23 protein-coding genes and 1 riboswitch are annotated in these 22,018 nt (G+C 66.3%); of the genes, 14 read left to right on the top strand and 9 right to left on the bottom strand.

Annotation, left to right across the window (positions count from 1 at the left end; translation table 11 throughout):
* Nucleotides 1-3: 3 nt before the first annotated feature.
* The 8 genes from R0382_RS06785 to R0382_RS06820 form a co-directional block, all read right to left on the bottom strand.
* On the bottom strand, nucleotides 4-432 hold the full coding sequence (locus R0382_RS06785; RefSeq protein ID WP_432723471.1) for a GNAT family N-acetyltransferase: 429 nt from the start codon (nucleotides 430-432) through the stop codon (nucleotides 4-6).
* Between the two features lie 39 nt (nucleotides 433-471).
* Nucleotides 472-1,137, bottom strand: coding sequence for a phytanoyl-CoA dioxygenase family protein (locus R0382_RS06790; RefSeq protein WP_432723472.1), 666 nt, complete (start codon nucleotides 1,135-1,137; stop codon nucleotides 472-474).
* Nucleotides 1,138-1,159: 22 nt separating this feature from the next.
* A complete protein-coding gene (locus tag R0382_RS06795) occupies nucleotides 1,160-1,423 on the bottom strand; it encodes a DUF7683 domain-containing protein (protein ID WP_432723473.1) in 264 nt (87 codons plus the stop codon).
* Between the two features lie 28 nt (nucleotides 1,424-1,451).
* Nucleotides 1,452-2,198 (bottom strand): adenosylcobinamide-GDP ribazoletransferase, encoded by a 747-nt coding sequence (gene cobS / locus R0382_RS06800; protein ID WP_432723474.1) that lies wholly within the window; start codon nucleotides 2,196-2,198, stop codon nucleotides 1,452-1,454.
* A complete protein-coding gene (locus R0382_RS06805) occupies nucleotides 2,192-2,797 on the bottom strand; it encodes a histidine phosphatase family protein (RefSeq protein ID WP_432723475.1) in 606 nt (201 codons plus the stop codon). Before R0382_RS06805 ends, cobS begins: the two co-directional genes overlap by 7 nt.
* Nucleotides 2,794-3,837: a nicotinate-nucleotide--dimethylbenzimidazole phosphoribosyltransferase gene (gene cobT, locus R0382_RS06810; protein WP_432723476.1), complete on the bottom strand. Its 1,044-nt coding sequence runs from the start codon at nucleotides 3,835-3,837 to the stop codon at nucleotides 2,794-2,796. Before cobT ends, R0382_RS06805 begins: the two co-directional genes overlap by 4 nt.
* A gap of 50 nt (nucleotides 3,838-3,887) precedes the next feature.
* On the bottom strand, nucleotides 3,888-4,139 hold the full coding sequence (locus R0382_RS06815) for a hypothetical protein (RefSeq protein ID WP_432723477.1): 252 nt from the start codon (nucleotides 4,137-4,139) through the stop codon (nucleotides 3,888-3,890).
* A gap of 268 nt (nucleotides 4,140-4,407) precedes the next feature.
* Entirely contained in the window at nucleotides 4,408-5,715 is a 1,308-nt protein-coding gene (locus R0382_RS06820) for a DUF1254 domain-containing protein (protein ID WP_432723478.1), read from the bottom strand.
* A 329-nt stretch (nucleotides 5,716-6,044) separates the two neighbouring features.
* Nucleotides 6,045-6,256: riboswitch (cobalamin riboswitch) on the top strand.
* A 144-nt stretch (nucleotides 6,257-6,400) separates the two neighbouring features.
* On the opposite strand from R0382_RS06820, the gene R0382_RS06825 reads away from it, so the two are divergent.
* Nucleotides 6,401-8,227: a TonB-dependent receptor domain-containing protein gene (locus R0382_RS06825; RefSeq protein ID WP_432723479.1), complete on the top strand. Its 1,827-nt coding sequence runs from the start codon at nucleotides 6,401-6,403 to the stop codon at nucleotides 8,225-8,227.
* 53 nt (nucleotides 8,228-8,280) lie between these two features.
* Here R0382_RS06825 and R0382_RS06830 read toward each other — a convergent pair whose 3' ends face one another.
* On the bottom strand, nucleotides 8,281-8,889 hold the full coding sequence (locus R0382_RS06830; RefSeq protein ID WP_432723480.1) for a diguanylate cyclase domain-containing protein: 609 nt from the start codon (nucleotides 8,887-8,889) through the stop codon (nucleotides 8,281-8,283).
* A gap of 87 nt (nucleotides 8,890-8,976) precedes the next feature.
* On the opposite strand from R0382_RS06830, the gene waaC reads away from it, so the two are divergent.
* The 13 genes from waaC to R0382_RS06895 all read left to right on the top strand — a co-directional run bounded on the left by waaC (nucleotide 8,977) and on the right by R0382_RS06895 (nucleotide 22,018).
* On the top strand, nucleotides 8,977-9,936 hold the full coding sequence (waaC, locus tag R0382_RS06835; RefSeq protein WP_432723481.1) for a lipopolysaccharide heptosyltransferase I: 960 nt from the start codon (nucleotides 8,977-8,979) through the stop codon (nucleotides 9,934-9,936).
* Complete coding sequence (gene waaA / locus R0382_RS06840; RefSeq protein ID WP_432723482.1) at nucleotides 9,933-11,216, top strand: lipid IV(A) 3-deoxy-D-manno-octulosonic acid transferase; 1,284 nt, start codon at nucleotides 9,933-9,935, stop codon at nucleotides 11,214-11,216. Before waaC ends, waaA begins: the two co-directional genes overlap by 4 nt.
* 132 nt (nucleotides 11,217-11,348) lie before the next feature.
* The gene (locus R0382_RS06845) at nucleotides 11,349-13,952 is read left to right on the top strand and encodes a putative bifunctional diguanylate cyclase/phosphodiesterase (protein ID WP_432723483.1); all 2,604 of its coding nucleotides are present in this window, start codon (nucleotides 11,349-11,351) and stop codon (nucleotides 13,950-13,952) included.
* 252 nt (nucleotides 13,953-14,204) lie between these two features.
* Entirely contained in the window at nucleotides 14,205-14,450 is a 246-nt protein-coding gene (gene bufA2 / locus R0382_RS06850) for a BufA2 family periplasmic bufferin-type metallophore (RefSeq protein WP_432723484.1), read from the top strand.
* 61 nt (nucleotides 14,451-14,511) lie between these two features.
* Nucleotides 14,512-15,357, top strand: coding sequence for an MNIO family bufferin maturase (bufB, locus tag R0382_RS06855; protein WP_432723485.1), 846 nt, complete (start codon nucleotides 14,512-14,514; stop codon nucleotides 15,355-15,357).
* On the top strand, nucleotides 15,335-16,111 hold the full coding sequence (locus R0382_RS06860) for an HvfC/BufC N-terminal domain-containing protein (protein ID WP_432723486.1): 777 nt from the start codon (nucleotides 15,335-15,337) through the stop codon (nucleotides 16,109-16,111). The genes bufB and R0382_RS06860 overlap by 23 nt, the downstream gene beginning before the upstream one ends.
* 50 nt (nucleotides 16,112-16,161) lie before the next feature.
* Nucleotides 16,162-16,503, top strand: a complete 342-nt coding sequence (locus R0382_RS06865) for a hypothetical protein (RefSeq protein WP_432723487.1) — start codon at nucleotides 16,162-16,164, stop codon at nucleotides 16,501-16,503.
* Nucleotides 16,504-16,593: 90 nt separating this feature from the next.
* Nucleotides 16,594-17,607, top strand: a complete 1,014-nt coding sequence (locus R0382_RS06870) for a sulfate ABC transporter substrate-binding protein (protein ID WP_432723488.1) — start codon at nucleotides 16,594-16,596, stop codon at nucleotides 17,605-17,607.
* A gap of 235 nt (nucleotides 17,608-17,842) precedes the next feature.
* Complete coding sequence (locus tag R0382_RS06875; RefSeq protein WP_432723489.1) at nucleotides 17,843-18,478, top strand: peroxiredoxin; 636 nt, start codon at nucleotides 17,843-17,845, stop codon at nucleotides 18,476-18,478.
* 168 nt (nucleotides 18,479-18,646) lie between these two features.
* Complete coding sequence (locus R0382_RS06880; protein ID WP_432723490.1) at nucleotides 18,647-19,459, top strand: EAL domain-containing protein; 813 nt, start codon at nucleotides 18,647-18,649, stop codon at nucleotides 19,457-19,459.
* The gene (locus R0382_RS06885; protein WP_432723491.1) at nucleotides 19,459-20,061 is read left to right on the top strand and encodes an RBBP9/YdeN family alpha/beta hydrolase; all 603 of its coding nucleotides are present in this window, start codon (nucleotides 19,459-19,461) and stop codon (nucleotides 20,059-20,061) included. The genes R0382_RS06880 and R0382_RS06885 overlap by 1 nt, the downstream gene beginning before the upstream one ends.
* 377 nt (nucleotides 20,062-20,438) lie before the next feature.
* Nucleotides 20,439-21,035 (top strand): NADPH-dependent FMN reductase, encoded by a 597-nt coding sequence (gene ssuE, locus R0382_RS06890; protein ID WP_432723492.1) that lies wholly within the window; start codon nucleotides 20,439-20,441, stop codon nucleotides 21,033-21,035.
* Nucleotides 21,036-21,085: 50 nt separating this feature from the next.
* On the top strand, nucleotides 21,086-22,018 hold the full coding sequence (locus R0382_RS06895; protein ID WP_432723493.1) for a sulfonate ABC transporter substrate-binding protein: 933 nt from the start codon (nucleotides 21,086-21,088) through the stop codon (nucleotides 22,016-22,018).

The raw sequence follows: 22,018 nt of genomic DNA on the forward strand, positions 1-22,018 counted from the left end.
AGGTCAGCGCGCGCCGTAGGCGTTGGGCACCATGATTTCCATCATCGTGTCCGGGTAGGCGGGCGGCACGAAGCCGAACTTCTGGTACAGGCCGTGCGCAGTGCTGGTGAACAGCATGAAGCGGCGCAGGCCTTGCAGCTTCGGATGCGCCATCACCGCGTCCATCAACTGCCGGCTGTAGCCGTTGCCGCGATGCGCGTCGAGCACGAACACGTCGAGCAGATAGGCGAAGGTCGCATAGTCGGTCACCACCCGCGCGTAGCCGACTTGCGCTTCGCCGACGAACAGGCCGAAATTCAGCGAATTGGCGACCGACTCGCGCACCAGCTCGACCGGAATGCCGCGCGCCCATTTCGACTCCTCGGCGAGGAAGCGGTGAATGACGGCGATGTCCTGTTCGGCGGGGTCGGTGCTGATGCGGGGGCTGGGCATGCTGGGTTCCGTGTGAGAGAAAGTCGTCGGCTTTGCGATTTACACTGCGTGTGGCCAGGACAGGCCATAACCCGGCCGTGGCGGGGCGAAGAGGAAATGCAGTACCCGGCGCCGGTTCGGGCGTGTGGCTTTGGACGAGGCATGCAGCAACAGCGGGCGCATCAACAGCGCTGCGCCGGCCTCGGCAACGCAGGCGACTTCACCGGTATTCGCGCGCAAATCCGCGATCGCCGTGTCGTGCAAGCGGCCGTGCCGGTGTGAGCCGGCGACGACGCGCAATGGCCCGTGTTCGGCTGCGCAAGGGTCGAGATGAACGCGCACGGCGAGCAGGTCTTGCAGCAGTGAGGGCGGCGCCTGAACGAAAACTTGTCCCTGTTTCTCGGACCACACCCCGAGTTCGGGATGATCGACGCGCGCCCCGGCAGGCACCGCCAAATCCTGATGTAGCGGGACCAGCCAGTTACGCTCAGTGCTTTTCTCGAAGTAAGTGCACTGAATGGCAACCGCAGCGGCTGGCAATGCCGCGGCGATGGCCGGATGTGTCTTCAAGTGCGTCGCCAGCGTGCGGCACCATGCGGTGTCGAGCAAATTTCTGCTCCCTGCGCCGGTTGCCGGCATTGCGTCCAGCTGCACCAGCGCTGCCGCGATATCGCCTGCTGCCAGCACCTTGCGAACCAGTGCATAGCCATCACGGGCGAGCGACATGTGATCCTGGTCTGGTGTCGTTTCAGTAATCCGGCTTGCCATGCGCGCTGAGGATGTAGTCGTAGCGCGTCGGATCGAGCTGGTCGGCGACGTAGGGCTGCAGCGCGGCGATGTGCTGGCTGTTGAGGATGTACGACAGCTGCATGTAGGGATCGGGTTTCTTCTGTTCCTTGGCGAACAGGCCGAGCAGGAAGGACGGCGAGATCGAATCGGCCACCGGCAGTTCGCCGACGAGGGCGCCGTCGAGACCTTTTTCCCAGACTTCGATAATGCGGACGATTTTCATGGCAGCTTCCTAATAGATGAGGCGGCGATTATATCGCTAGGCCATGCAGCAGGGCGGCCAGCACGCTGGTCAATAGTAGTGCGGTTTCGGTGATCTCGATGCCTGCGCCGAGGCAGTCGCCGCTGACGCCGCCAAGCCGGCGCTGGAGCCAGCGGCGGTAGGCCCAGACGATCAACGGTGCGATGAGCAGCGTCGGCGCCAGCAGCAGCGACATCGCCAGCAGCAGGCCGGTCCAGAACCACGATGCATGGCCGCGGTGCCAGCCGAACTGCTCGGCCATTCCTTGCGCCAGCGGCGGCAGCGTCTGCCAGCTGAACACGCCCCAGCGCGCCCAGGCCGGCGCCAGGATCAGCAGCCACCAGTGACCCAGGCGGCAGACCAGCATCAGCAGGATCAGCTTGCTCGCGCATTGCAGGATCAGCGCCAGCACGCCGAAGCTGCCCAGATGCGGGTCCTTGACCACGGCGAGGAAGCGTTCGGGATCGCGGTGTGCGGCGCCGAGGCCGTCGGCGAGGTCGGCCAGCCCGTCCAGATGCAGACCGCCGGTGATCCAGGTCCAGACGACGAGCCCGACCAGCGCGGCCAGCCACGGCTGCAGCGGCGCGATCAGCGCGACCGGAATCGTCAGCAGCACACCGATCAACAGGCCGACCGCCGGAAACCAGCCGACGGCAGCGGCGAGCAGTGCGGGTTGGAAGTCGGGCACTTGCGGCGTCGGCAAACGGGTGAGGAACTGTATCGCCAGCACCGGCGTGCGCCAGTCGAAGCTCAGCATGGCGCCGCCATCGACATCGAGAGCACGACCGGCGGGTAGGCCGGATCCCAGCAGACGCTGACGCTCGCGGCGTGGCCCGGCCAGAACTGGCCGTGGCGCGATGGCGGCAGACCGAGCCAGTGCAGCAGCAGGGCCTTGATCACGCCGGCGTGGGTAACCAGGACATGGTGACCGTCGGCCGTGGCGGCCAGCCAGCGTTGCAGGCCGGCGTCGATCCGGCCGGTGAACGTCGCCCAGTCCTCGCCGCCGGGCAGCGCCTTGGTCGGGTCGGCCTGCCAGTGGCGGTAGGTGCGTGCATCGGCGTCGTCCAGCCCGTCGGCGCGCCGGCCATTGAGCGGGCCGCAATCGAACTCGCGAAACGCAGTGTCGATCGTGCACGGCAAGGCGTTTTGCTGTGCCACCGCGGTCGCAAAGTCGCGGCAGCGCGCAAGGTCGGACGTCGCGACGGCACGGATCGGTTCGACCGCATCGAGTGCGGCCCAGCGCTGTTGCAGCTGGCGCAGCCCGAGCGGCGACAGGGCGGCGTCGTGCTGGCCGATCAAGCCGCTCGGCGTGGTCTCACCGTGTCGCAGCAGCGTGAGCCGTCGGCCGCCACTCATAGGCTGCCGTCGCTGACGCCTGCGCTCTCGAACGTGGCCATCTCGCGGTGCAGGGCCAGCGCGCTTTGCAGCAAGGGCAATACCAGCGCGGCGCCGCTGGCTTCGCCCAGGCGCAGGCCCAGGTCGACTAGCGGTTCCAGTTGCAGCGCGGCCAGCAGCGCGCGGTGGCCGCGCTCGTGCGAGCAATGGCTGGCGAGCAGCCAGTCGGCAACGCCCGGATCGTCGCGCACCGCGACCAGCGCCGCGGCGGTGCTGATGAAGCCGTCGAGCAGTACCGGTACACCGGCGTGCGCGGCGGCGGTATAGAAGCCGGCGAGCGCGGCGATTTCGAGCCCGCCGACCTCGGCCAGCCATTCACGCGCACTGCCGGCACCGGCGGCGCGGGCGCGCGCGACCGATTCGGCGACCACGGCGACCTTGTGGACGCGTTGGGTATCGTCGATGCCGGTTCCGTTGCCGACCGCCTCAATGGGGCTGATCCCGGCCAGCGCGACCGCCAGGCAGGCGGCGGCGGTGGTATTGGCGATGCCCATTTCGCCGCCGATCAAGAGCGTCTTGCCGCGGCCGATCGCTTCCAGCGCCGATTCGCGGCCGATATTCCACGCCAGCGTTGCTTCGGCGACGCTCATCGCTGCCTCGCGGCGCAGATTGTGCGTGCCCGCGGCGACCGGGGTGCGGAACAGCGGCGCGGCCGTCTGCGCCGGATACGGGTAATCGTGGGCGACGCCGACGTCGACGATGCTCAGCGCGGCACCGGCTTCGCGCGCCAGCACATTGATCGCGGCGCCGCCGGTGACGAAATTGCTGACCATCTGCCCGGTGACCTCGGCCGGGAACGCCGACACGCCTTCGGCGGCGACACCGTGGTCGGCGGCGAAGACGACAATGGCCGGCTGCAGCCGCGTCGGCACGACGCTGCCTTGCCTTGCGGCGAACCAGACGGCCAGCGCTTCGAGCCGGCCGAGGCTGCCGGGCGGTTTGGTCAGCGTGTTCTGGCGGGCGAGCGCGGCGGCGGCGATGGCGGAGTCGATCTTGGACATGGGATGGACGGCTGAAACGGTTGAAACCGACAGGCTAGCACGTGGCGCGATCAAGCGCGGCGGGCGACGCCGATGGCCTCAATCAGCCGGGTCCGCGCATCGGTAAGGTCGGCCGGATCGTGCGAACGGGCCGCGTCGGCCAGTGCACTGTAGGCGGCGTCCCACAGCTCGTACAGCGGGCCGTCGCAGTTCTCGCGCTTGATCAGCGTGTAGTCGAGCGCGGCCTCGATCGAGTCGAGCTGCTTGTGCAGACCGCCGGTTTCGAAGGTCGGAATCGTCGTGCCGATGGTGGTAACGCCCATGATGTGCTCCCTGTCCGGACATTCCAGTGTAGCCGGGCCGGGCAATGCTGACGGCGTTCGGTGGTCAGTGCGCCTTTTCGAGCCGTTTTGCCCGTCAGGAAGTAGGGGGAGGACAAGGATTCTCCAGGCTCGCCGGCGGGCTGGCATGGCGGTGAGCGAGATCAATACACCGTGAGAAGAGTGTCTGCCGCTGGCTGTGGATTGCCCGACCGCAGCGACGCGTCTTGCTGCCGGGCCGGGCAGGCGGGGGCGACTGCCCGGAGCAGGTTTATTGTGTTTTGACCGGATCAGGAAACTTGTATTCGCCCTTCAGAATGCGATCGCTGGGGCCGTACATCCGGGAAATGATGCTCATCGGGCCGTTGGGCGCAGGCAGCCAGTTGCTTTCCTTGTCCTTGCCCGGCGAATCCTTCTGGACATAAATCGTAAATGACCCGTCCGGATTGCGCTTCAAGCCCTTGGTGCGGTCACCGATCGAGTACCGATCGATCGGATTGTCGACCAGCAAGCGTGTCTTGAGGTCATACATGGTCAGGCTGAAGAAGAACCGGACCGGCGGGAGCTGGCCTTTAGGGAAGGTGAAGGTGTAACTGGCCTTCGAGCCATCCAGCGGCGTGCCATTCGCGTCCTTGGTCCACTGGCCGTAAAAGGCTTGTTTGGGTACGTTTGGAATGATGCCGCCAGCCTCGACACCGACCGCGCGGTCCAGATAGCGGGTTCCCATGAATTTGCGCGTGCCGTAGAACTTGCTCGAGTCCACGGCCACTTTGGCACCGTCGACGATTTCCTTGTAGCCGTCGGCAACCCCGCGATTGACCGCGGCCAGCACGTCGGGCGTCAGTTTCGCCGGATCGTAATCACCCTTGGGGCCGATGCCGAGCTTGGCCATCTTGTCGTACATCGGCTTGTCCTGCGCGTTCGGCACCACGAACTGCATCAGAAAATTGGTGGTGCGGAAGAAGTCGGCATTGTTCATGTCGGCTTCGTTCCAAGTCGGCCAGGCGGGCGTGGCGGCTGCGGCCGGTGCAGGTTTCTTCAGGTAGGTGCTCAGCGGCATGAGCTTGTAGCCCTGCTGGATCTTGCGCATCTTGGCCAGGTCATCGGTGCCGAAGACCGCGGTGCGCGTGAGCGTGCCGAGAATGCTGGTTTCACTGCGAATGACACGCTTGATACCGCTGGGCACCTTGCCTTTCCAGGCGGTCGTCGCGAGCAGGTAGGTGCCGCCTTTCTGGCCATCATTGGTCGAGCCCGGATAGTCGACGATATGACCCCACAGGTCGCCCCAGACGCTGCTGTAGAAGCGGTTGCCATCCGCTGGTGGCTGGATCAGCACCCACGGCTCGCTGCGGACATCGACCCAAGCCCAGCTGTAGGGGGTGTCGTTGTTCGGCATGGTCGTGTCGGTGTCCGCCGGCGTCGCCAAGCCATCGTGCCGCCATGTGCCGAAGCTGCCGATCGTCTTCTTGTTGCTGGCGTCGAGCACCTGTGTGTGGATCGTGCGGTAGTAGTAGTTGAGCGGGAAGTTGAAGATGTACGCCTCTTTGGCGATCTTGTAGGCCTCCTCGGCGGAAACCATCGGTGCCGCGACAGCGAGATGACCGGCGACGAGGGTCGCTAGGGCTATCCCGATTTTGGAATATGCACAGGTCATGACAAATCCCTTCTGCAAATCCGGACGTCGTGTCCAGCTTGGATGATTGACATGATGGGATTGGTATAGTTTCTCGCCGTTTCGACCCATGTGCTGCTCCAGTGCCGTGCATCTTGACTGGGGGCGGCAACGTGCTCGCAACGTTGCCGGACACGGGCGCCTCGGTGGCGCAAGCTCCGGCTGGGGCGGTATGGTCGATGGCTGCCGGCGCGATCGCCGACGGTGACCGGGAGGTATGCGTTAGGCATGCTACAATCCGCGCGCTTTCGCAAGGTGTCCACCCATTGGGTGGATGAAACGGGAATCAGGTGCAGCGTCGCGTTCACGAACGAACCGGCGCCCAGTCCTGAGCTGCCCCCGCAACGGTAAGCCGCATTGAAAGCGCCCATCACGCCACTGTTCACGCAACGGGAAGGCGGGCGCAGGAGCGGCAAGCCCGGAGACCGGCCCGGCGATTTCGACGAAACGGAAGGCCCGGGGTGCGGCCGTCAGGATTCGCGGCGCCATGGCGCCGCATTGCATCGCGCGTCTTCCGTTGTTTTGCCCAAGCCTTGAGGCGGTGCCAGCCGCCCATTGCGTTCGCGTGGGGCGAACGCTACGGAGTGATGTGATGTTGCAAGCCAGATTTACGCTGCGGTGCCTGCCGCTGTTCCTGTCCGCCGGTTTTGCCTGTGCCGAGGACGTTCCCAGTTTTGATGCCGATCCGGTGATCGTCACCGCGACCCGCGTGGCCTCGCCGCGCTCGTCCTTGTCGAGCGATACCACGGTGATTACCGCCAAGGAGCTGCAGCAGGCCGGCAGCCAGTCGCTCGGCCAGGTGCTGTCGCGCGTGCCGGGCGTCGAATTCGCCCGCACCGGCGGCCTCGGCCAGCCGGCCAGCCTCTACCTGCGCGGTGCCAACGGCAACCAGACGCTGGTGCTGCTCGATGGCCAGCGCCTTGCGCCGGGCGCCGACGGTTCGAGCGCCTTCGACACGATCCCGGTGTCGCTGATCGACCGGATCGAAATCGTCCGCGGTTCGGCGTCGGGCCTGTACGGCGCCGATGCGGTCGGCGGCGTGGTGCAGATCTTTACCAAGAGCGGCAAGGGCGCGCCTGCCGGCAGCGTCAGCGTCGACGCCGGCAGCGACCGGACCTTCGGTGGTAGCGCCAATGTCGGCGGCGTCGTCGGCGACACGCGCTTCTCGGTCTCGGTCGACGCGCACAACAGCGACGGCTTCAACCTGACCAAGCCGACCAGCATGTATTACGAGGCCGATCGCGACGGCTGGCAGCAACGCAGCAGCAGCGCCAGCTTGAGCCACTACTTCGGCGACAACGTCGAAGTCGGCGTGCGCGGCAGCTATGTCGACACCAAGGCCGACTACGACGGCGGCGCCTACGATCAGGATCCGCTCAGCCACCGCACCCAGTCGACCGGCGCGGCCTACGCCAACGTCAAGGTCAACGACTGGTGGCAGAGCAACTTCCTCGCCGGCATCGGCCGCGACCGCTACGTGACCGAGAGCAGCTATCCGAGCAATACCGCGACGACGCAGCAGCAGTTCCAGTGGACCAACATCCTCAAGAGCGGCGTCGGCCAGTGGTTGATCGGCGCCGAGTATCTGCGCGAATCGCTCGACAGCACGACCGAATACGACCAGACCACGCGCTACAACAGCTCGGTTCAGGCCGGCTGGCAGAACGATTTCGGCCCGCATCACCTGCAGGCCAATGTCCGTTACGACGACAACAGCCAGTTCGGCGGCAAGACCACCGGCGGTGTCGGCTACGCATGGCGCTTCGTCGAGGGCTGGCAGCTGTTTGCCAACGCCGGCACCAGCTTCCACGTGCCGTCCTTCGTCGACCTGTACTACCCGTCGTGGCCGGGCTTCGCGCCGGCGTCCAACCCCAACCTCCAACCCGAGGAAGGCAAGTCGGTCGACGGTGGCGTGCGCTGGCAGAACGGCGTGTGGAAAATGGACGCGACCGCGTTCTACAACCGCATCGAAAACCTGATCACGCTCGACGCCAATTACACGCCGCAGAACGTCAATGCCGCGCGTATCCGCGGCCTGACGCTGAACGGCAACGGGGCGCTCGGTGCTTTCGAGCTTGGTGCCAACGTGACGTGGCAGGATCCGGAGAACGAGGATACCGACAAGCAGCTGGCGCGCCGCGCCAAGGTCTACGGCGGCGCAACCATTGCACAGACGATCGGCGACTGGCGCTGGAACGCCAACTGGCAGGCCGCCGGCAAGCGCTACGACGATCAGGCCAATACCAAGCCGCTGGCCGGTTACGGCAAGCTCGATCTGGGTCTCGATTACCAGATCGCCAAGCAGTGGCGCGCCGGTGCACAACTGCTGAACGCATTCGACCGCGATTACGAACTGGCCGAGGGCTACAACACCGGCGGCCGGATGTGGTTCGTCAACCTGCAGTACAACGGCGCCTGAAGGCCGCGTTGACCGCAGGATCAAGGCCGGCATTGCCGGCCTTTTTTTGCGGCCTAGGCGTCGGCGGCTTGCGCCGACCGTACCCGTGTCAGCGCGTGATCGGCGGCGATCAGCAGGTCGTCGGCGGTATCGGTTTCGTTCTCGAGCGTCGCGATGCCGATCGTGACCGTGACCGGCACGACCCGGCCGTCCTTCAGCGTGATCGAGTTCGCGGTGATCGCCGCTTCGAGCCGCGCCGCAGCGAGGCGGGCATCGGCCAGCGTGGCGTCGGGTAGCAGCACGGTGAACTCCTTGTGCGAGAAGCGGCCGATCAGGTCGAAGTCGCGTACACAGCCGATGCACGCTGACGAAACGTGCCGCAGCAGCCGATCGCCGCCATCGTAGCCATAGTGCTGGTTGAACCAGCGCAACTGGCCGGCGTCGATCAGCAGCACCGACAGCGGGTGGCCGGCGCGCTGGCTGCGGTTGACCTCGCGCGCGGTGGCGTCGAGGAAACGGACGCGATCGGGCAATTTGCTCAGCGGGTCGATACCGCCGTTCGGCGGCGGTGCATCCGGCCCGTTGCCGGCACGGGCGCGTTGCCAGGCCAGCACCAGCATCAGCGCAACGAACCAGCCGAGCGCGGCAATCCCCCAGGCAAGGGCGGTCCAGCTTTCGGTCATTGCGACGCTCCGGGCGTTTCGATCCTTGGGTCAAGTGTAGACAACGGCAGGGTGCAGCCCAGCCTTACAGACACTACAATGCCGGCCATGCCGAAATTGCTTCTTGTTCGCCTGTCGTCGATGGGCGACATCATTCACACTTTGCCGGCGCTGACCGATCTGGCGCGCGCACGACCGGGCACGACGCTCGACTGGGTCGTCGAGGAAGGTTTTGCCGAGCTGCCGCAGCTGCATCCGGCGGTGGGCCGGGTGATTCCGTTTGCGCTGCGTCGCTGGCGCCGCAGCCTGTTGTCCAGTACCACCCGCGCCGAGGTCGGTGCGCTGCGGCGCTCGCTGACCGCTGCGCATTACGAGCGCGTGATCGATGCTCAGGGTCTGATCAAGAGCGCGCTGGTGGCGCGACAGGCCGGCGCGCCGGTGGTCGGTTACGACCGGCAGAGCGCGCGTGAATCGCTGGCGGCGCTGGCCTATGCCGAATCCGTGGCGGTGCCCAAGGCGCTGCATGCGGTCGAGCGCGCCCGGCTGCTGTTTGCCGGCGCCTTCGGCTACCGCATCGAGACGGCGCCGGACTACGGCATGGCGGTCCCCGAGATCGCGCTGCCGTGGCGTCCGGCCGGGGCGTACGCGGTCTTGCTGACCGCGACCAGCCGCGCCGACAAGGAATGGCCCGAAGCGAACTGGATCGCCCTCGGTACGCGGCTGGTGGCCGAAGGCATCGCCTGCGTGCTGCCCTGGGGCAGCGACGCCGAGCGCGAACGCGCCGAGCGGCTGGCGCAGGCGATACCGCAGGCCGTGGTCGCGCCGCGTCTGGATCTGACCCGCGCGGCGCGCTTGCTCGCCGATGCGCGCGTCGTCGTCGGCGTCGATACCGGGCTCGCCCATCTGGCCGCCGCGGTCGCGACGCCGGTGGTGGCGATCTTCTGCGCCTCCGACCCGGATCGCACCGGCGTGCTGGCCGGCACCTATGCGGTCAACCTCGGCCGCAACGGTGCCGCACCCGACGTTGAAACCGTCTGGGCGGCGACGCAGCAAGGGCTGGTGGCATGACGAGCCGCTGGCTTTATTCGCTACTGCTGTGGCTGGCGACGCCGCTGATCCGCGCCTATCTGCGCCGACGGGCCAAAAAACAACCGGCCTATCTCGAACACTGGGACGAGCGCTGGGCGCGCTACTCCGGCCCGGCACCGCAGCCGTACGACTACTGGCTGCACGCGGTGTCGGTCGGCGAGATGCGCGCCGCAGCGCCGCTGATCCGCGCCTTGCGCCAGCGCGACCCGACCGCGCGGCTGCTCTTGAGCTGCATGACGCCGACCGGCCGCGAGACCGCCCGCGAACTCTACGGCGATTCGGGCGACGGGCCCGGGGCCGATGTCGTGTACCTGCCGTACGACCGGCCGGCGGCGGTGCGGCGCTTTCTGGCGCGCTTCTCGCCGCGCTGCGGGCTGCTGCTCGAAACCGAACTGTGGCCGAACCTGATCCACGGCTGTGCCGACGCCGGTGTGCCGCTGCTGCTGGTCAACGCGCGGCTGTCGGCCAAATCGGCGCACGGTTATGCACGGGTGCGCTGGCTGCTTGCGCCGGCACTGGCCAGATTGGGCGCGGTGCTGGCGCAGGGCAGCGACGATGCCGAGCGGCTGGCCCTGCTCGGCGCGCGCCACGTCAAGGTCTGCGGCAACCTCAAATACGACAACCAGGCCGATGCGGCGGTGGTCGCGCGGGGCCGCGACTGGCGGGCGCTGTTCGGCGACCGGCCGGTGCTGCTGGTCGCATCGAGTCGCGAAGGCGAGGAGGCGCTGCTGCTCGACGGGCTCGACGCGCTGCCGGCGCGAACGCTGCTGATCATCGTGCCGCGTCATCCGCAGCGCTTCGACGACGTGGCGGCGCTGATCAAGGCACGCGGGCTGCCGTTGCTGCGGCGCAGCGGCTGGGCTGCGACGCCGATGCCGGATGACGTCCGGGTGCTGCTCGGCGACAGCATGGGCGAGCTGGCGGCGTGGTACGCCTGCGCCGACGTCGCCGTGATCGGCGGCTCGATCCTGCCTTTCGGCAGCCAGAACCTGATCGAGGCATGTGCGCTCGGCTGCCCGGTGCTGCTCGGCCCGTCGACGTTCAATTTCGCCGACGCGGCGCGCGAGGCGCTGGCCGCCGGCGCGGCGTGGCAAGGGCAGGATGCGCCGGCCCTGCTGCGCGAAGCTGCGGCCTTGCTCGACGATCCACCACGCCGGCAGGCGATGGGCGAGGCCGGTGCCGGCTTCGCCGAAAGGCATCGCGGCGCGACAGCGCGCGTACTGGCCGTGCTCGACCGGCACCTCTCCGTCCGGCGCTGATGCGCCGCCAACCCATGGTGATCCGGCAACCGCTCGATCGCGCCGTTGATAATTTTCAGAAACGATCAAGTTGTGCACCCGCCATGCCGGGCACGGCTTTGTCGGTCTGATCCGAACCAGAGACGGAAGGCGATGCAGTCCTTATTTGCTCCACGCACGCGCCAGGACTGGCACCTGGTCACCCTGCTCGGCTTCGTGCTGTGCGTCGGCGCGGTCGTGCTGCTGGTGTGGGAAAGCTGGGGCGATTACCAGCAGAGCCGGCACGATACCGAGGTCCGCGCCTACAACGCGGCCGGCATGCTGGAGTCGCATTTCAACGTGATGCTGCAGCAGAGCAAGGCCAGCATCGACAGCGTCGCGACCGAGCTGCTGTGGAAGCGCCAGTACGGCCCGATCGGTGGCGCCGACTATCTGGACGCGCTGCGCAAGGCGATCAGCTTCGACCCGCAATCGAACGCGTTGTTCGTGCTGATCGGTGACGACATCTGGATGGTCGACGACCGTGCAAGGATGGAAGGCAGCCTGCAGGTGCAGCAGCTGCTGCGCGAGGCGCTGGCTGCCTCGATCGGGCAGGTGTTCGCCGCGCCGATGCTGCGCCAGGGAGAATGGCAGGTCCCGATGTCGTACAGCTACACCTTGCGCGACGGCCGCAAGATGATCGTCGGTGCGCTGGTTCCGTTCGCGCACCTCCAGCGCATCTCGACGTGGATCTACAAGGGGACCGGTGCGATCGGCATCTTCCGCCGCGACGGCCTGCCGCTGATGTGCATCCCGGGCATGGGGCGAAACCGGGACGCCGTGTCGCCGCTGCCGCAGGTCAAGAACGGCATCGGCAGCCGGAGCACCGGCCTGTGTCCGGGCGAACCCAAGCGGGGCAGCAGCGTCGTGTTCGGCCTGGTCGGCTCGCAGACCTTTCCCTTCGTCGCCTATTTCGGCATCGCCAAGTCGACCTTCACCCAGCCCTGGGTCGAGCGGCTCGGCTGGCGTCTGGCGTCGTTCCTCGTTTACGGGCTGGTGATCGGCCTGTTCGTCGCCGGCTTGCGCCGGCTGGTCAAGCAACTGATCGACGACAAGCGCTTCTATCTGGAGCTGTTCGATACCGTCAACGACGGCTTGATGATCGTCGAAAACGGCCAGATCAGCAGCGCCAACCCGGCGGCCTGCGCCTTGCTCGGCGTCGATGGCGCGGTGCAGCTGGCCGGCCGGACACCGTCGTCGCTGTTCTATCCCGATGTCGATCACGAAGCGTATCGCAAGATCGAGACCGAGCTCAGCGAGATGTACCGCGGCGGGCGAGGGCAGTTCAGCGCGCGGCTGCGCCGACGCGACGACGGCAGCGTGTTCGACGCCGAAGTGCGTGGCGCCGAGCTGCCGAATGCCGCGACGCAGCTGCTGGCGATTCGCGACGTGTCCGAGGAGCGCCGCTATCTGGCGCAGCAGGAATTCCTCGCCAACCACGACATGCTGACCGAGTTGCCGAACCGCTATGCGCTGATGCGGCGCATCGACAGCCGCATCGCGACGACGCCCGACGCCTCGCTGGCCGTCTGCGTGCTGGACCTGAACCGCTTCAAGGAAATCAACGACACGCTCGGCCACAGCGTCGGCGACCAGGTTCTGCAGGCGATCGGCGACCGGCTGCAGCACTGGGCGGCAGGGCGCAAGGCCGAAGTGGCCCGGCTCGGCGGCGACGAGCTGGGGTTGCTGGTGCCGGATCTGCCGCTGTGCCAGCAGCAGGTGGCCGAACTGTGCGCGAGCCTGACCGCGCAGGTCGGTTTGCCGTTGCCGGTCGAGGAAATGCAGCTCGAGGTCTCGGCCAGCATCGGCGTCGCCTTTTATCCGGCGCACGGCGGTGAAGCCAACGAGCTGCTGCGTTGTGCCGACGTGGCGATGTACGACGCCAAGCACCGCCGGGTGCCGCATCGCGTCTATGACGCGAGCCTCGATCGCAATAGCCGCGAGCGGCTGGTGCTGTATTCGGAGCTGTCGCATGCAATCCGCGACGACGGCCTGATGCTGTACTACCAGCCCAAGCAGCGCCTGAGCGATGGCCAGATCGTCGGCGTCGAGGCGCTGCTGCGCTGGCCGCATCCGCAGCGTGGCATGATCCCGCCGGGGGCCTTCATTCCGATGGCCGAGAATTCCGAACTGATCCGGCCGTTGACGGCCTGGGTGGTCGACGCGACGATCCGGCAGCTGGCGGCATGGCGAGGGGGCGGCATCGACCTGTGTTGCGCGATCAATCTGTCGGCGCGCAACCTGCTCGATCCGGGCCTGGTCGAATCGATCGAGGCGGCGCTGTTGCGCCACGACGTGCCGGCCACGGCGCTGGAATTCGAGGTGACCGAATCGGCGCTGATGGAAGATCCGCAGGCGGCGCTCGACTGCCTGTTGCGCATCCATGCGCTGGGCGCGCACCTGTCGATCGACGACTACGGCACCGGTTACTCGTCGCTGGCTTACCTGAAGCGCTTGCCGGTGCAGACGCTGAAGATCGATCGCAGCTTCGTGTCGCAGGTCTCGCTCAGCCCGCCCGACGCGATCATTGTCGGCTCGACGATCACGCTGGCGCACAACTTCGGCCTGACGGTGGTTGCCGAAGGCGTCGAGCATGTCGCGGACCGCGATGCGCTGATCGCGCTCGGTTGCGACGTGATCCAGGGCTATCTGCTCGCCAAGCCGATGCCGGCGGCGGCGCTGGCCGCATGGCTGGGCGCCCGCGCAATGCAGGATTGAGCCGCCTGTCCGGGCGTCGCGTTCGCCCGCTTGCCGTGGTGCGCTGCGGCCGGGACGAGCGGCGCAATCTACCGTTTGTCCGGAACCATCCTCTTCGCGGGAAACCGTCGGCGCCGACTGGCCGTATACATCGTTATAACCAGCAGCCGATAGCCGACGACCGGTAGGTGATCACTGTCATCCTAGCCGGGGCTGTACGACTCACGGTTATGCGAACGACCACGCATGTTCAACCGAATGGAGATCGACACCATGAACCGTATCACGGGCGCTACTCTGGCCGCGGCGGCTGCCGCCGTGTTTTCGACCGTCGCCGTTCCGCAAGCTGCGGCAGCGGATATGACCGTGCACTGTGCGGGCATCAACAGCTGTAAGGGCACGTCGTCGTGCAAGACGGCCGACAATGCCTGCAAGGGCCAGAATTCCTGCAAGGGCCACGGTTGGCTGCCGACCGCCAGCGCCAAGGAATGTACCGACAAGGGCGGCAAGGTGCTGTAATGCCCGCGCCCCCGGCCGCGCCGCTCTCCGGCGCGGTCGTTGTCGATAACAGGACACCCCGATGAAACTCGATTTCGCCGGCTTTGGCCTGGGCTTGCGCAGCGAGCACTACGCCGATTTCCACGCTGCGCCGCAGCCGCTCGACTGGCTGGAAATCATCAGCGAAAACTACCTGGTGCCCGGCGGCAAGCCGCTGCAGCACCTGACGCGCATTCGCGCCGATTACCCGATGGCGATGCACGGCGTATCGCTGTCAATCGGCAGCACCGACCCGCTCGACCGTGATTACCTGCGCCAGCTGCGCGCGCTGGCCGACCGCATCGAGCCGCTGTGGCTGTCCGATCATCTGTGCTGGACCGGCGTCGCCGGGCGCAACCTGCACGATCTGTTGCCGCTGCCGTTCACCGACGAGGCGCTGGCCCATGTCGCCGACCGGGTGATGCAGGTGCAGGACGCACTCGGGCGACGCATCCTGCTCGAGAACGTCTCGACCTACGCGACCTTCCGCGGCGACGACTACCCGGAAGCGCAGTTTCTGGCCGCGCTGGCCGAGCGCGCCGATTGCCTGATCCTGCTCGACCTCAACAATGTCTACGTGAATCACCGCAACCATGGCCTCGATCCGTACGCCTATCTGGCGGCACTGCCGGCGACGCGGATCGCCCAGTTTCATCTGGCCGGGCATCAGGACCACGGCAGTCATGTGATCGACAGCCATGACGCCGCGATCGTCGATCCGGTCTGGCAGCTGTACGTCGCGGCGCTGCAGCGCTTCGGCCCGGTCAGCACCATGATCGAACGCGACGATGCGATCCCGCCTTTGCCTGAGCTGGTCGCCGAACTGGACATCGCCCGTCGCCTTGCCGCCGCACAGGGCATTCACCATGCACAGCCTGCCTGCGCTTGAAGCGGCGTTTGCCGAGCTGGTATGCGCCGCCGATGCCGCGCCGCTGTCGTTGCTGTTGAACGAAAGCCCGGCGTTTGGCAGCGAGGCGCGGCTGGCGGTGTACCGGCACGCCTACCGGGCGCGCCTGCGCGATGCGCTGAAGGTCAACTACCCGAATCTGTACCGGCTGCTGGGCGACGATGATTTCGACGCGCTTGCCAGCGCGTATCTGGCCGCCGAACCGTCGCCGCACCGGTCGGTCCGCTGGTTTGGCGACCGGCTGGCGGGGTTTCTGGCGCTAACGCCACCGTATGCCGAGCTGCCGATTCTGGCCGAACTGGCCGGCTGGGAATGGGCGTCGGCAGCGACCTTCGACGCCGCCGACGCACCGGTTCTGGATGAGGCCGCACTGGCGGCGCTGCCATCGGAAGCCTGGCCGACCTTGCCGTTGCGACTGATTCCCGCGGCAAGCCTGCTCGATCTGGCGTGGAATACCCCGACGCTCTGCCAGGCCTTGCAGGCCGAGACCGCGCCACCGGCGCCAGAAGCTGCGCCGCAAAGCTGGCTGCTGTGGCGTGCGCCCAGTGGTGAAACCCGTTATCGCTCGCTCGATGCCGTCGAGGCCGGCGCATTGCCGTTGCTCGTCGGCGAGGGCTGCGATTTCGCCGCCGTGTGCGAGGCGCTGGCGACACGGATCGCCGACGTGTCGCAGCTGCCGCTGCTGGCCGCCGGCCTGCTGAAACAGTGGGTGGCCGACGGCATCCTGCAGGCCTGAAGCCGCGCCGGCGGCGTTACACTGGGCTTCCCACTCCCGGAAGCCAGACCTTGCCCGAGCTGCATTTCCACAGCGCCGACGGCGTACTCGTCGCGCAGGCGCCGGTCGGTACGCGCCTGATCGAAACCGTGCGGACGCTGACGCGCGACGGCGACCTGCCGCTCGCGTGGCGCTGTGCGCAAGGCACGTGCGGCGCGTGCCTGGTTTACGTCGAGCACGCCGGCAGCGGCGGCACGCTGACGCTGACCGGCATGGAGCGCAATGTACTGGTCCGGCGCGGCGCATTGCCGAAGGACGCCCCTCGCGAGCAGCCCGATACCGTCGCGACGCCGCGGCTGGCCTGCCATGTTGATGTCTTACATGACATGATCGTATATATCAAAAAGATCTAGCTCGATAAAACAATAATATTTCTGGCGATGAAGCATCGCTGGCAGACTGGCTTCCGTTCACTCTTATTCCAAATAAAACGGGAGCCGGTCATGACTTATCGCAAACTGTTTCTTGGCGTCACGCTCGCCTTCGCCGTCAGCGCGCCGAGCTGGGCCGCATCGGTCGAGCTGCTCAACGTCTCCTACGACCCGACTCGCGAGCTCTACCAGGATTACAACAAGGCTTTCGCCAAGTACTGGAAAACGAAGACCGGCGATGACGTGACCATCAAGCAATCGCACGGTGGCTCGGGCAAGCAGGCGCGCTCGGTGCTCGACGGCCTCGAGGCCGACGTGGTGACGCTGGCGCTGGCCTACGACATCGACGAGCTTGGCACCAAGGCCAAGCTGCTCAAGCCCGACTGGCAGAAAAAGCTGCCGGACAACGCCAGCCCGTATACCTCGACCATCGTTTTCCTCGTCCGCAAGGGCAACCCCAAGCAGATCAAAGACTGGAACGATCTGGTTCGCAGCGATGTGAAGGTGATCACGCCGAACCCGAAAACCTCGGGCGGTGCGCGCTGGAACTTCCTCGCGGCCTGGGGTTGGGCGAAGAAAACCTACGGTTCGGACGAGAAGGCGCGTGACTACGTGCAGAAGCTGTTCCAGAACGTGCCGGTGCTCGATACCGGTGCGCGCGGTTCGACGCTGACCTTCACCCAGCGTGGCCAGGGCGATGTGCTGCTGGCGTGGGAAAACGAAGCGGTGCTCGCGGTCAAGGAACTCGGTCCGGACAAGTACGACATCGTCGCGCCTAGCCTGTCGATCAAGGCCGAACCGCCGGTCGCTGTCGTCGACAAGATCGTCGACAAGAAGGGCACCCGCAAGGTCGCCGAAGGCTACCTGCAGTACCTGTACTCGAAGGAAGGCCAGGAAATCGCTGCGCAGAATTACTACCGGCCGTTCGACAAGGACGTCGCTGCCAAGTACGCCAAGCAGTTTCCGAACGTGAAGCTGTTCGACATCGACGACACCTTCGGCGGCTGGACCAAGACGCAGAAGACCTACTTCGAAGACGGCGGCGTGTTTGACCAGATCCAGGCCTCGATCGCCGCCAAACGCTGATCCTGTCCCATTCGGGGGCTGCGCCTGCGCATCTCGCGCCCGTCCGATGCTCCGAAACCCCGCAAGGGGGCTACCTTCGGGTCGTCCTCATGGACTTGCACGTCGATGAAGGTTTCTGCGCTTCGGGCGAACGCGACCTGCTTTGGCTCGGTCCCCGACTGAAACAGGTAGTCCGTCTTTCTGTTTGAACCGGGTGTACCGGCCCCCATTTTTCCCACTTGATGGAGTGTTTCCGATGAGCTTGCGCCTTGGCGATACCGCCCCCGATTTCACCCAATCCTCGACGACCGGCGAGATCCGCTTTCATGACTGGGCCGGCGACCAATGGGTCGTGCTGTTCTCGCATCCGGCCGACTTCACCCCGGTATGCACGACCGAGCTGGGCAAGACCGCCAAGCTCAAGGACGAATTTGCCAAGCGCAACGTCAAGGCGCTGGCGATCAGTGTCGATCCGCTCGAATCGCACCTGAAGTGGATCGCCGACATCAACGATACGCAGCAGACGACGGTGAATTTCCCGATCCTCGCCGACGCCGACCGCAAGGTCGCCGAGCTGTACGACCTGATCCACCCGAATGCCTCGACGACGGCGACCGTGCGTTCGGTCTTCATCGTCGATCCGGCGAAGAAGATCCGCCTGACGCTGACCTATCCGGCCAGCACCGGGCGCAACTTCAACGAAATCCTCCGCGTCATCGACTCGCTGCAGCTGACCGAGTACCACAAGGTCGCAACGCCGGCCGACTGGCAGCAGGGTGATGACGTGGTGATCGTGCCGTCGCTGCAGGACGAAGCCGAAATCGCCCAGCGTTTTCCGAAGGGCTATACCGCGGTCCGGCCCTATCTGCGCCTGACGCCGCAACCTGCCTAGCTTGGTGGGTAAGACCCTGAAGCGGCGTTGCGCTCGCGCACCTTGCCAGCTTCGCTGCACCGGGTCTTGTCGGCCATGCCGGCCGAGTAGTTTGCAACCGTTTCTTGTCTCCTCCTCTTTTTGCGCCGGCTCTGCCGGCCTCTTTTTTACTGCAGAAGAATTGATGCGATGAATTCACCGCTGGAAACCTGGTTCAAGCGCCTGCCCGTACCGGCCAGCGTGCGCGACGATTGGCCCGGCGCCAGCTTCGGCATCGAAGCCGGTCGCGGCATTGTCGTGCGCGCACTGGGACTCTCGCTGTCGAGCGTGTTCCAGGCCATCCATGCGCCGGACGGCCGCGTCGTCGGCGAAGAAGCCTTGCTGCGTGCGTCGGTGCGCCACAAACCGCTGCCGCCACTGACGGCGTTCGAGCACGCCGAATCCCAGGGCAAGCTGGTCGCTTTCGACCGGCTGTGCCGGACGCTGCACCTGCTCAACGACGCCGGCCATGCCGACCGCGCCGAGACGCTGTATCTGAACGTGCATCCGAAACTGCTGACCGAAGTCAGCGACCGGCATGGCGCGGTATTCCAGGACATCCTCGAGCGGCTCGACTCGAAACCGTCGCGCATCGTGCTCGAGATCGGCGAGGACGAAATCGCCGAATCCGACATCAACCGCGCCCGCGCCGCGCTGCAGAGCTATCGCTCGCGCGGCTACCGGATCGCCATCGACGACTTCGGCCGCCGCCACGCCAATCTCGACCGGCTGTGGCAGCTCGAACCCGACGTGGTCAAGCTCGACCGCAGCCTGATCGCCGAGACCGAAACATCGCCGCGCCTGCGTCGTGCCTTGCCCAAGCTGGTCGAGTTGCTGCACGAGCTGGGCGGCGAGGTCATCGTCGAGGGCATCGAAACCGAAACACAGCGGCAGATCGCCATCGACGCCGGCGCCGACGCGCTGCAGGGCTTTCTGCTCGACGAACCCCGCTGGAGAGGCTGATGGACGCAATCGAATTGTGGCTGGCTGCAGGCAATAGTATCGTTGTCGTTCCCGGCTGGCGCAATTCCGGGCCAACGCACTGGCAAAGCCGCTGGTGCGCGCGCTACGGCGGGCTCGACCGTGTCGTCCAGCAGGACTGGGAGGTGCCGAACGCACGCGACTGGGTCGCCGGGCTCGAACGGACCGTCGCCGCGGCATCGGGGCGGGTGATCATCGTCGCGCACAGCCTCGGCTGCGTCACGCTCGGCCACTGGGCGGTGCTGTCGCAGCACGCGTCGCGCGTCGCCAGCGCCTTGCTGGTCGCGCCGGCCGACGTTGCGCGTGAAGACGCGCCGGCGTCGTTTTCGACCTTCCTGCCGCTGCCGGCCGCCAAGCTGCCGTTCGCCAGCGCCGTCGTCGCCAGCGACAACGATCCGGTCTGCAGCGCCGGCCGGTCGATGACGCTGGCCCGGGACTGGGGCAGCCGCTGCGTGCTGCTGTCGGGGCTGGGCCATATCAACGCCGAGTCCGAGCTTGATGACTGGCCGCTCGGCCTCAAGCTGCTGGGCCAGATGGTGCCGCCAACGGTGCCGCAACGGGTGCCACAGCGCTTGGCGGCCTAGGCCGCCGCGCGCCGGGCAGTCGCGCTCGGCGCGGCCGGTCGTACCGGCAATCCCGCCGTATCCGGCTTTCCTGCGCCGACGACTTTCGCGCTCAGCGGGACGTGCGTCTGCGCCGTGACGCATCGCCAGCCCGACGGCTGCAGCGATCGCACGCCCCGACTTTCTGCTCCTCATCCCGCCTTATGACCGATCGCTGCACGACGGCTTCCGCCATCCAGCGCTGCCTGGTCACGGCCGGTGATGCTGTCTTACAAGCTGACATCAACCGTGATTCTTGGTTATCAGTGCCGAACAATTAGATATTTTTAGTTATAAGTTGGCAAGGTTAAATTCCTTCTGGTTAATAAAGAAATGGCGTCCACGCCAGAGGAATTGCGATGTCGACCATCGTCACTTTGTCAGGCAGCCCGAGCGCAAAATCGCGCTCGCACGGTCTGCTGACCCGGGCTTCCCGGCTGCTCGAATCCTACGGCATCACCATCCGCGCCTTCACGCTCGGCGATTTTGACGCCGAGACCCTGCTGTACGGCAAGTTCGACGATCCGGCGGTGATCGCCTTCCAGAAGGCCGTCGCCGATGCCGACGGGCTGATCGTCGCGACGCCGGTCTACAAGGCCGCGTACAGCGGCGCGCTCAAACTGCTGCTCGACCTGTTGCCCGAACGCGCGCTGCACCATCACGCGGTGCTGCCGCTGGCGACCGGCGGCAGCCCGTCGCACATGCTCGCCGTCGATTACGCCCTGCAACCGGTGCTGACGTCGTTGAAGGCACGCCACATCGTCGGCGGCATCTACGCCACCGAGCGCGAACTGACGTGGCGCGACGACGGTTATCTCGAACTGGCGCCCGAGATCGAACAGCGGCTGACGCAGGCCGTTTCGCGCCTGCTGGCACACCTGCCCGATCCGGGTCAGGTGCTGCTGCATCCCGACCAATTGAACCAGCAGATCCGCGGCGCGCGCATCAGCGTCTGAACGCCGTCGGCCGCGCAGTGCCGTCTTCCCATACCAAGAAGGAGAACACCATGAAACGCTTGTTCATTACCGCCGTCGCGACGTTGGTCGCCGCAACGCTGTCGACCGCCGCGCTGGCCGAGACCCTACGCATCGGCTACCAGAAATCGGCCAGTCTGTTCGTGCTGCAAAAGAGCCAGGGCACGCTGGAGAAGAAACTCGCGCCGCTGGGTGCGACGGTGAAATGGGTCGAGTTTCCGGCCGGCCCGCAATTGCTCGAAGGCCTGAACGTCGGCGCGATCGACGTCGGCTATGTCGGCGAGGCACCGCCGATCTTCGCCCAGGCCGCCGGTGCGCGCTTCGTCTACATCGGCAACGACCCGGCGGCGCCGGCGGCCGAGGCCATCGTCGTGCCCAAGGCTTCGAATCTCAAGTCGGTGGCCGAGCTGAAGGGCAAGAAGGTCGCGCTCAACAAGGGTTCGAACGTCCATTACCTGCTGGTCAAGGCGCTGGAGAAGAACGGTTTGAAGTACAGCGACATCCAGCCGGTGTTCCTGCCGCCGGCCGATGCGCGTGCGGCGTTCGAGCGTGGCTCGGTCGATGCGTGGGTGATCTGGGATCCGTTCCTCGCCGCGGCGGAAAAGCAGATCGGCGCCCGCGTGCTCGCCGACGGCCGCGACACCGTCAACAACTTTGCCTTCTACCTGGCCGAGCGCGGCTTTGCCGAGAAGAACCCGCAGATCATCAAGGCGCTGTTTGAAGACACGCTCGTGCAGGGCCGCTGGCTGCAGGACAACCGCGACAAGGCCGCCGCGATCATTGCGCCGCAGCAGGGGCTGTCGCCCGAGGTGGTCGAGCTGGCGCTCTCGCGCTACCGCTACGGCGTGACCCCGCTGACCGCGCAGGTCGCCGCCGAGCAGCAAAAGCTCGCCGACGTTTTCTATGAACTCAAGCTGATTCCGAAGCCGATCAAGGTCAAGGAAGCGCTGGCGTCGCAGAAGTAA

The sequence above is a fragment of the Jeongeupia wiesaeckerbachi genome, from assembly GCF_050916355.1.
GTDB lineage: Bacteria > Pseudomonadota > Gammaproteobacteria > Burkholderiales > Chitinibacteraceae > Jeongeupia > Jeongeupia wiesaeckerbachi.

What these genes read in the sequence shown, in the direction of transcription:
- R0382_RS06785 (WP_432723471.1), bottom strand. Translation starts at nt 432, where the DNA reads ATGCCCAGCCCCCGCATCAGCACCGACCCCGCCGAACAGGACATCGCC.
- R0382_RS06790 (WP_432723472.1), bottom strand. Translation starts at nt 1,137, where the DNA reads ATGTCGCTCGCCCGTGATGGCTATGCACTGGTTCGCAAGGTGCTGGCA.
- R0382_RS06795 (WP_432723473.1), bottom strand. Translation starts at nt 1,423, where the DNA reads ATGAAAATCGTCCGCATTATCGAAGTCTGGGAAAAAGGTCTCGACGGC.
- cobS (WP_432723474.1), bottom strand. Translation starts at nt 2,198, where the DNA reads ATGCTGAGCTTCGACTGGCGCACGCCGGTGCTGGCGATACAGTTCCTC.
- R0382_RS06805 (WP_432723475.1), bottom strand. Translation starts at nt 2,797, where the DNA reads ATGAGTGGCGGCCGACGGCTCACGCTGCTGCGACACGGTGAGACCACG.
- cobT (WP_432723476.1), bottom strand. Translation starts at nt 3,837, where the DNA reads ATGTCCAAGATCGACTCCGCCATCGCCGCCGCCGCGCTCGCCCGCCAG.
- R0382_RS06815 (WP_432723477.1), bottom strand. Translation starts at nt 4,139, where the DNA reads ATGGGCGTTACCACCATCGGCACGACGATTCCGACCTTCGAAACCGGC.
- R0382_RS06820 (WP_432723478.1), bottom strand. Translation starts at nt 5,715, where the DNA reads ATGGTTTCCGCCGAGGAGGCCTACAAGATCGCCAAAGAGGCGTACATC.
- R0382_RS06825 (WP_432723479.1), top strand. Translation starts at nt 6,401, where the DNA reads ATGTTGCAAGCCAGATTTACGCTGCGGTGCCTGCCGCTGTTCCTGTCC.
- R0382_RS06830 (WP_432723480.1), bottom strand. Translation starts at nt 8,889, where the DNA reads ATGACCGAAAGCTGGACCGCCCTTGCCTGGGGGATTGCCGCGCTCGGC.
- waaC (WP_432723481.1), top strand. Translation starts at nt 8,977, where the DNA reads ATGCCGAAATTGCTTCTTGTTCGCCTGTCGTCGATGGGCGACATCATT.
- waaA (WP_432723482.1), top strand. Translation starts at nt 9,933, where the DNA reads ATGACGAGCCGCTGGCTTTATTCGCTACTGCTGTGGCTGGCGACGCCG.
- R0382_RS06845 (WP_432723483.1), top strand. Translation starts at nt 11,349, where the DNA reads ATGCAGTCCTTATTTGCTCCACGCACGCGCCAGGACTGGCACCTGGTC.
- bufA2 (WP_432723484.1), top strand. Translation starts at nt 14,205, where the DNA reads ATGAACCGTATCACGGGCGCTACTCTGGCCGCGGCGGCTGCCGCCGTG.
- bufB (WP_432723485.1), top strand. Translation starts at nt 14,512, where the DNA reads ATGAAACTCGATTTCGCCGGCTTTGGCCTGGGCTTGCGCAGCGAGCAC.
- R0382_RS06860 (WP_432723486.1), top strand. Translation starts at nt 15,335, where the DNA reads ATGCACAGCCTGCCTGCGCTTGAAGCGGCGTTTGCCGAGCTGGTATGC.
- R0382_RS06870 (WP_432723488.1), top strand. Translation starts at nt 16,594, where the DNA reads ATGACTTATCGCAAACTGTTTCTTGGCGTCACGCTCGCCTTCGCCGTC.
- R0382_RS06875 (WP_432723489.1), top strand. Translation starts at nt 17,843, where the DNA reads ATGAGCTTGCGCCTTGGCGATACCGCCCCCGATTTCACCCAATCCTCG.
- R0382_RS06880 (WP_432723490.1), top strand. Translation starts at nt 18,647, where the DNA reads ATGAATTCACCGCTGGAAACCTGGTTCAAGCGCCTGCCCGTACCGGCC.
- R0382_RS06885 (WP_432723491.1), top strand. Translation starts at nt 19,459, where the DNA reads ATGGACGCAATCGAATTGTGGCTGGCTGCAGGCAATAGTATCGTTGTC.
- ssuE (WP_432723492.1), top strand. Translation starts at nt 20,439, where the DNA reads ATGTCGACCATCGTCACTTTGTCAGGCAGCCCGAGCGCAAAATCGCGC.
- R0382_RS06895 (WP_432723493.1), top strand. Translation starts at nt 21,086, where the DNA reads ATGAAACGCTTGTTCATTACCGCCGTCGCGACGTTGGTCGCCGCAACG.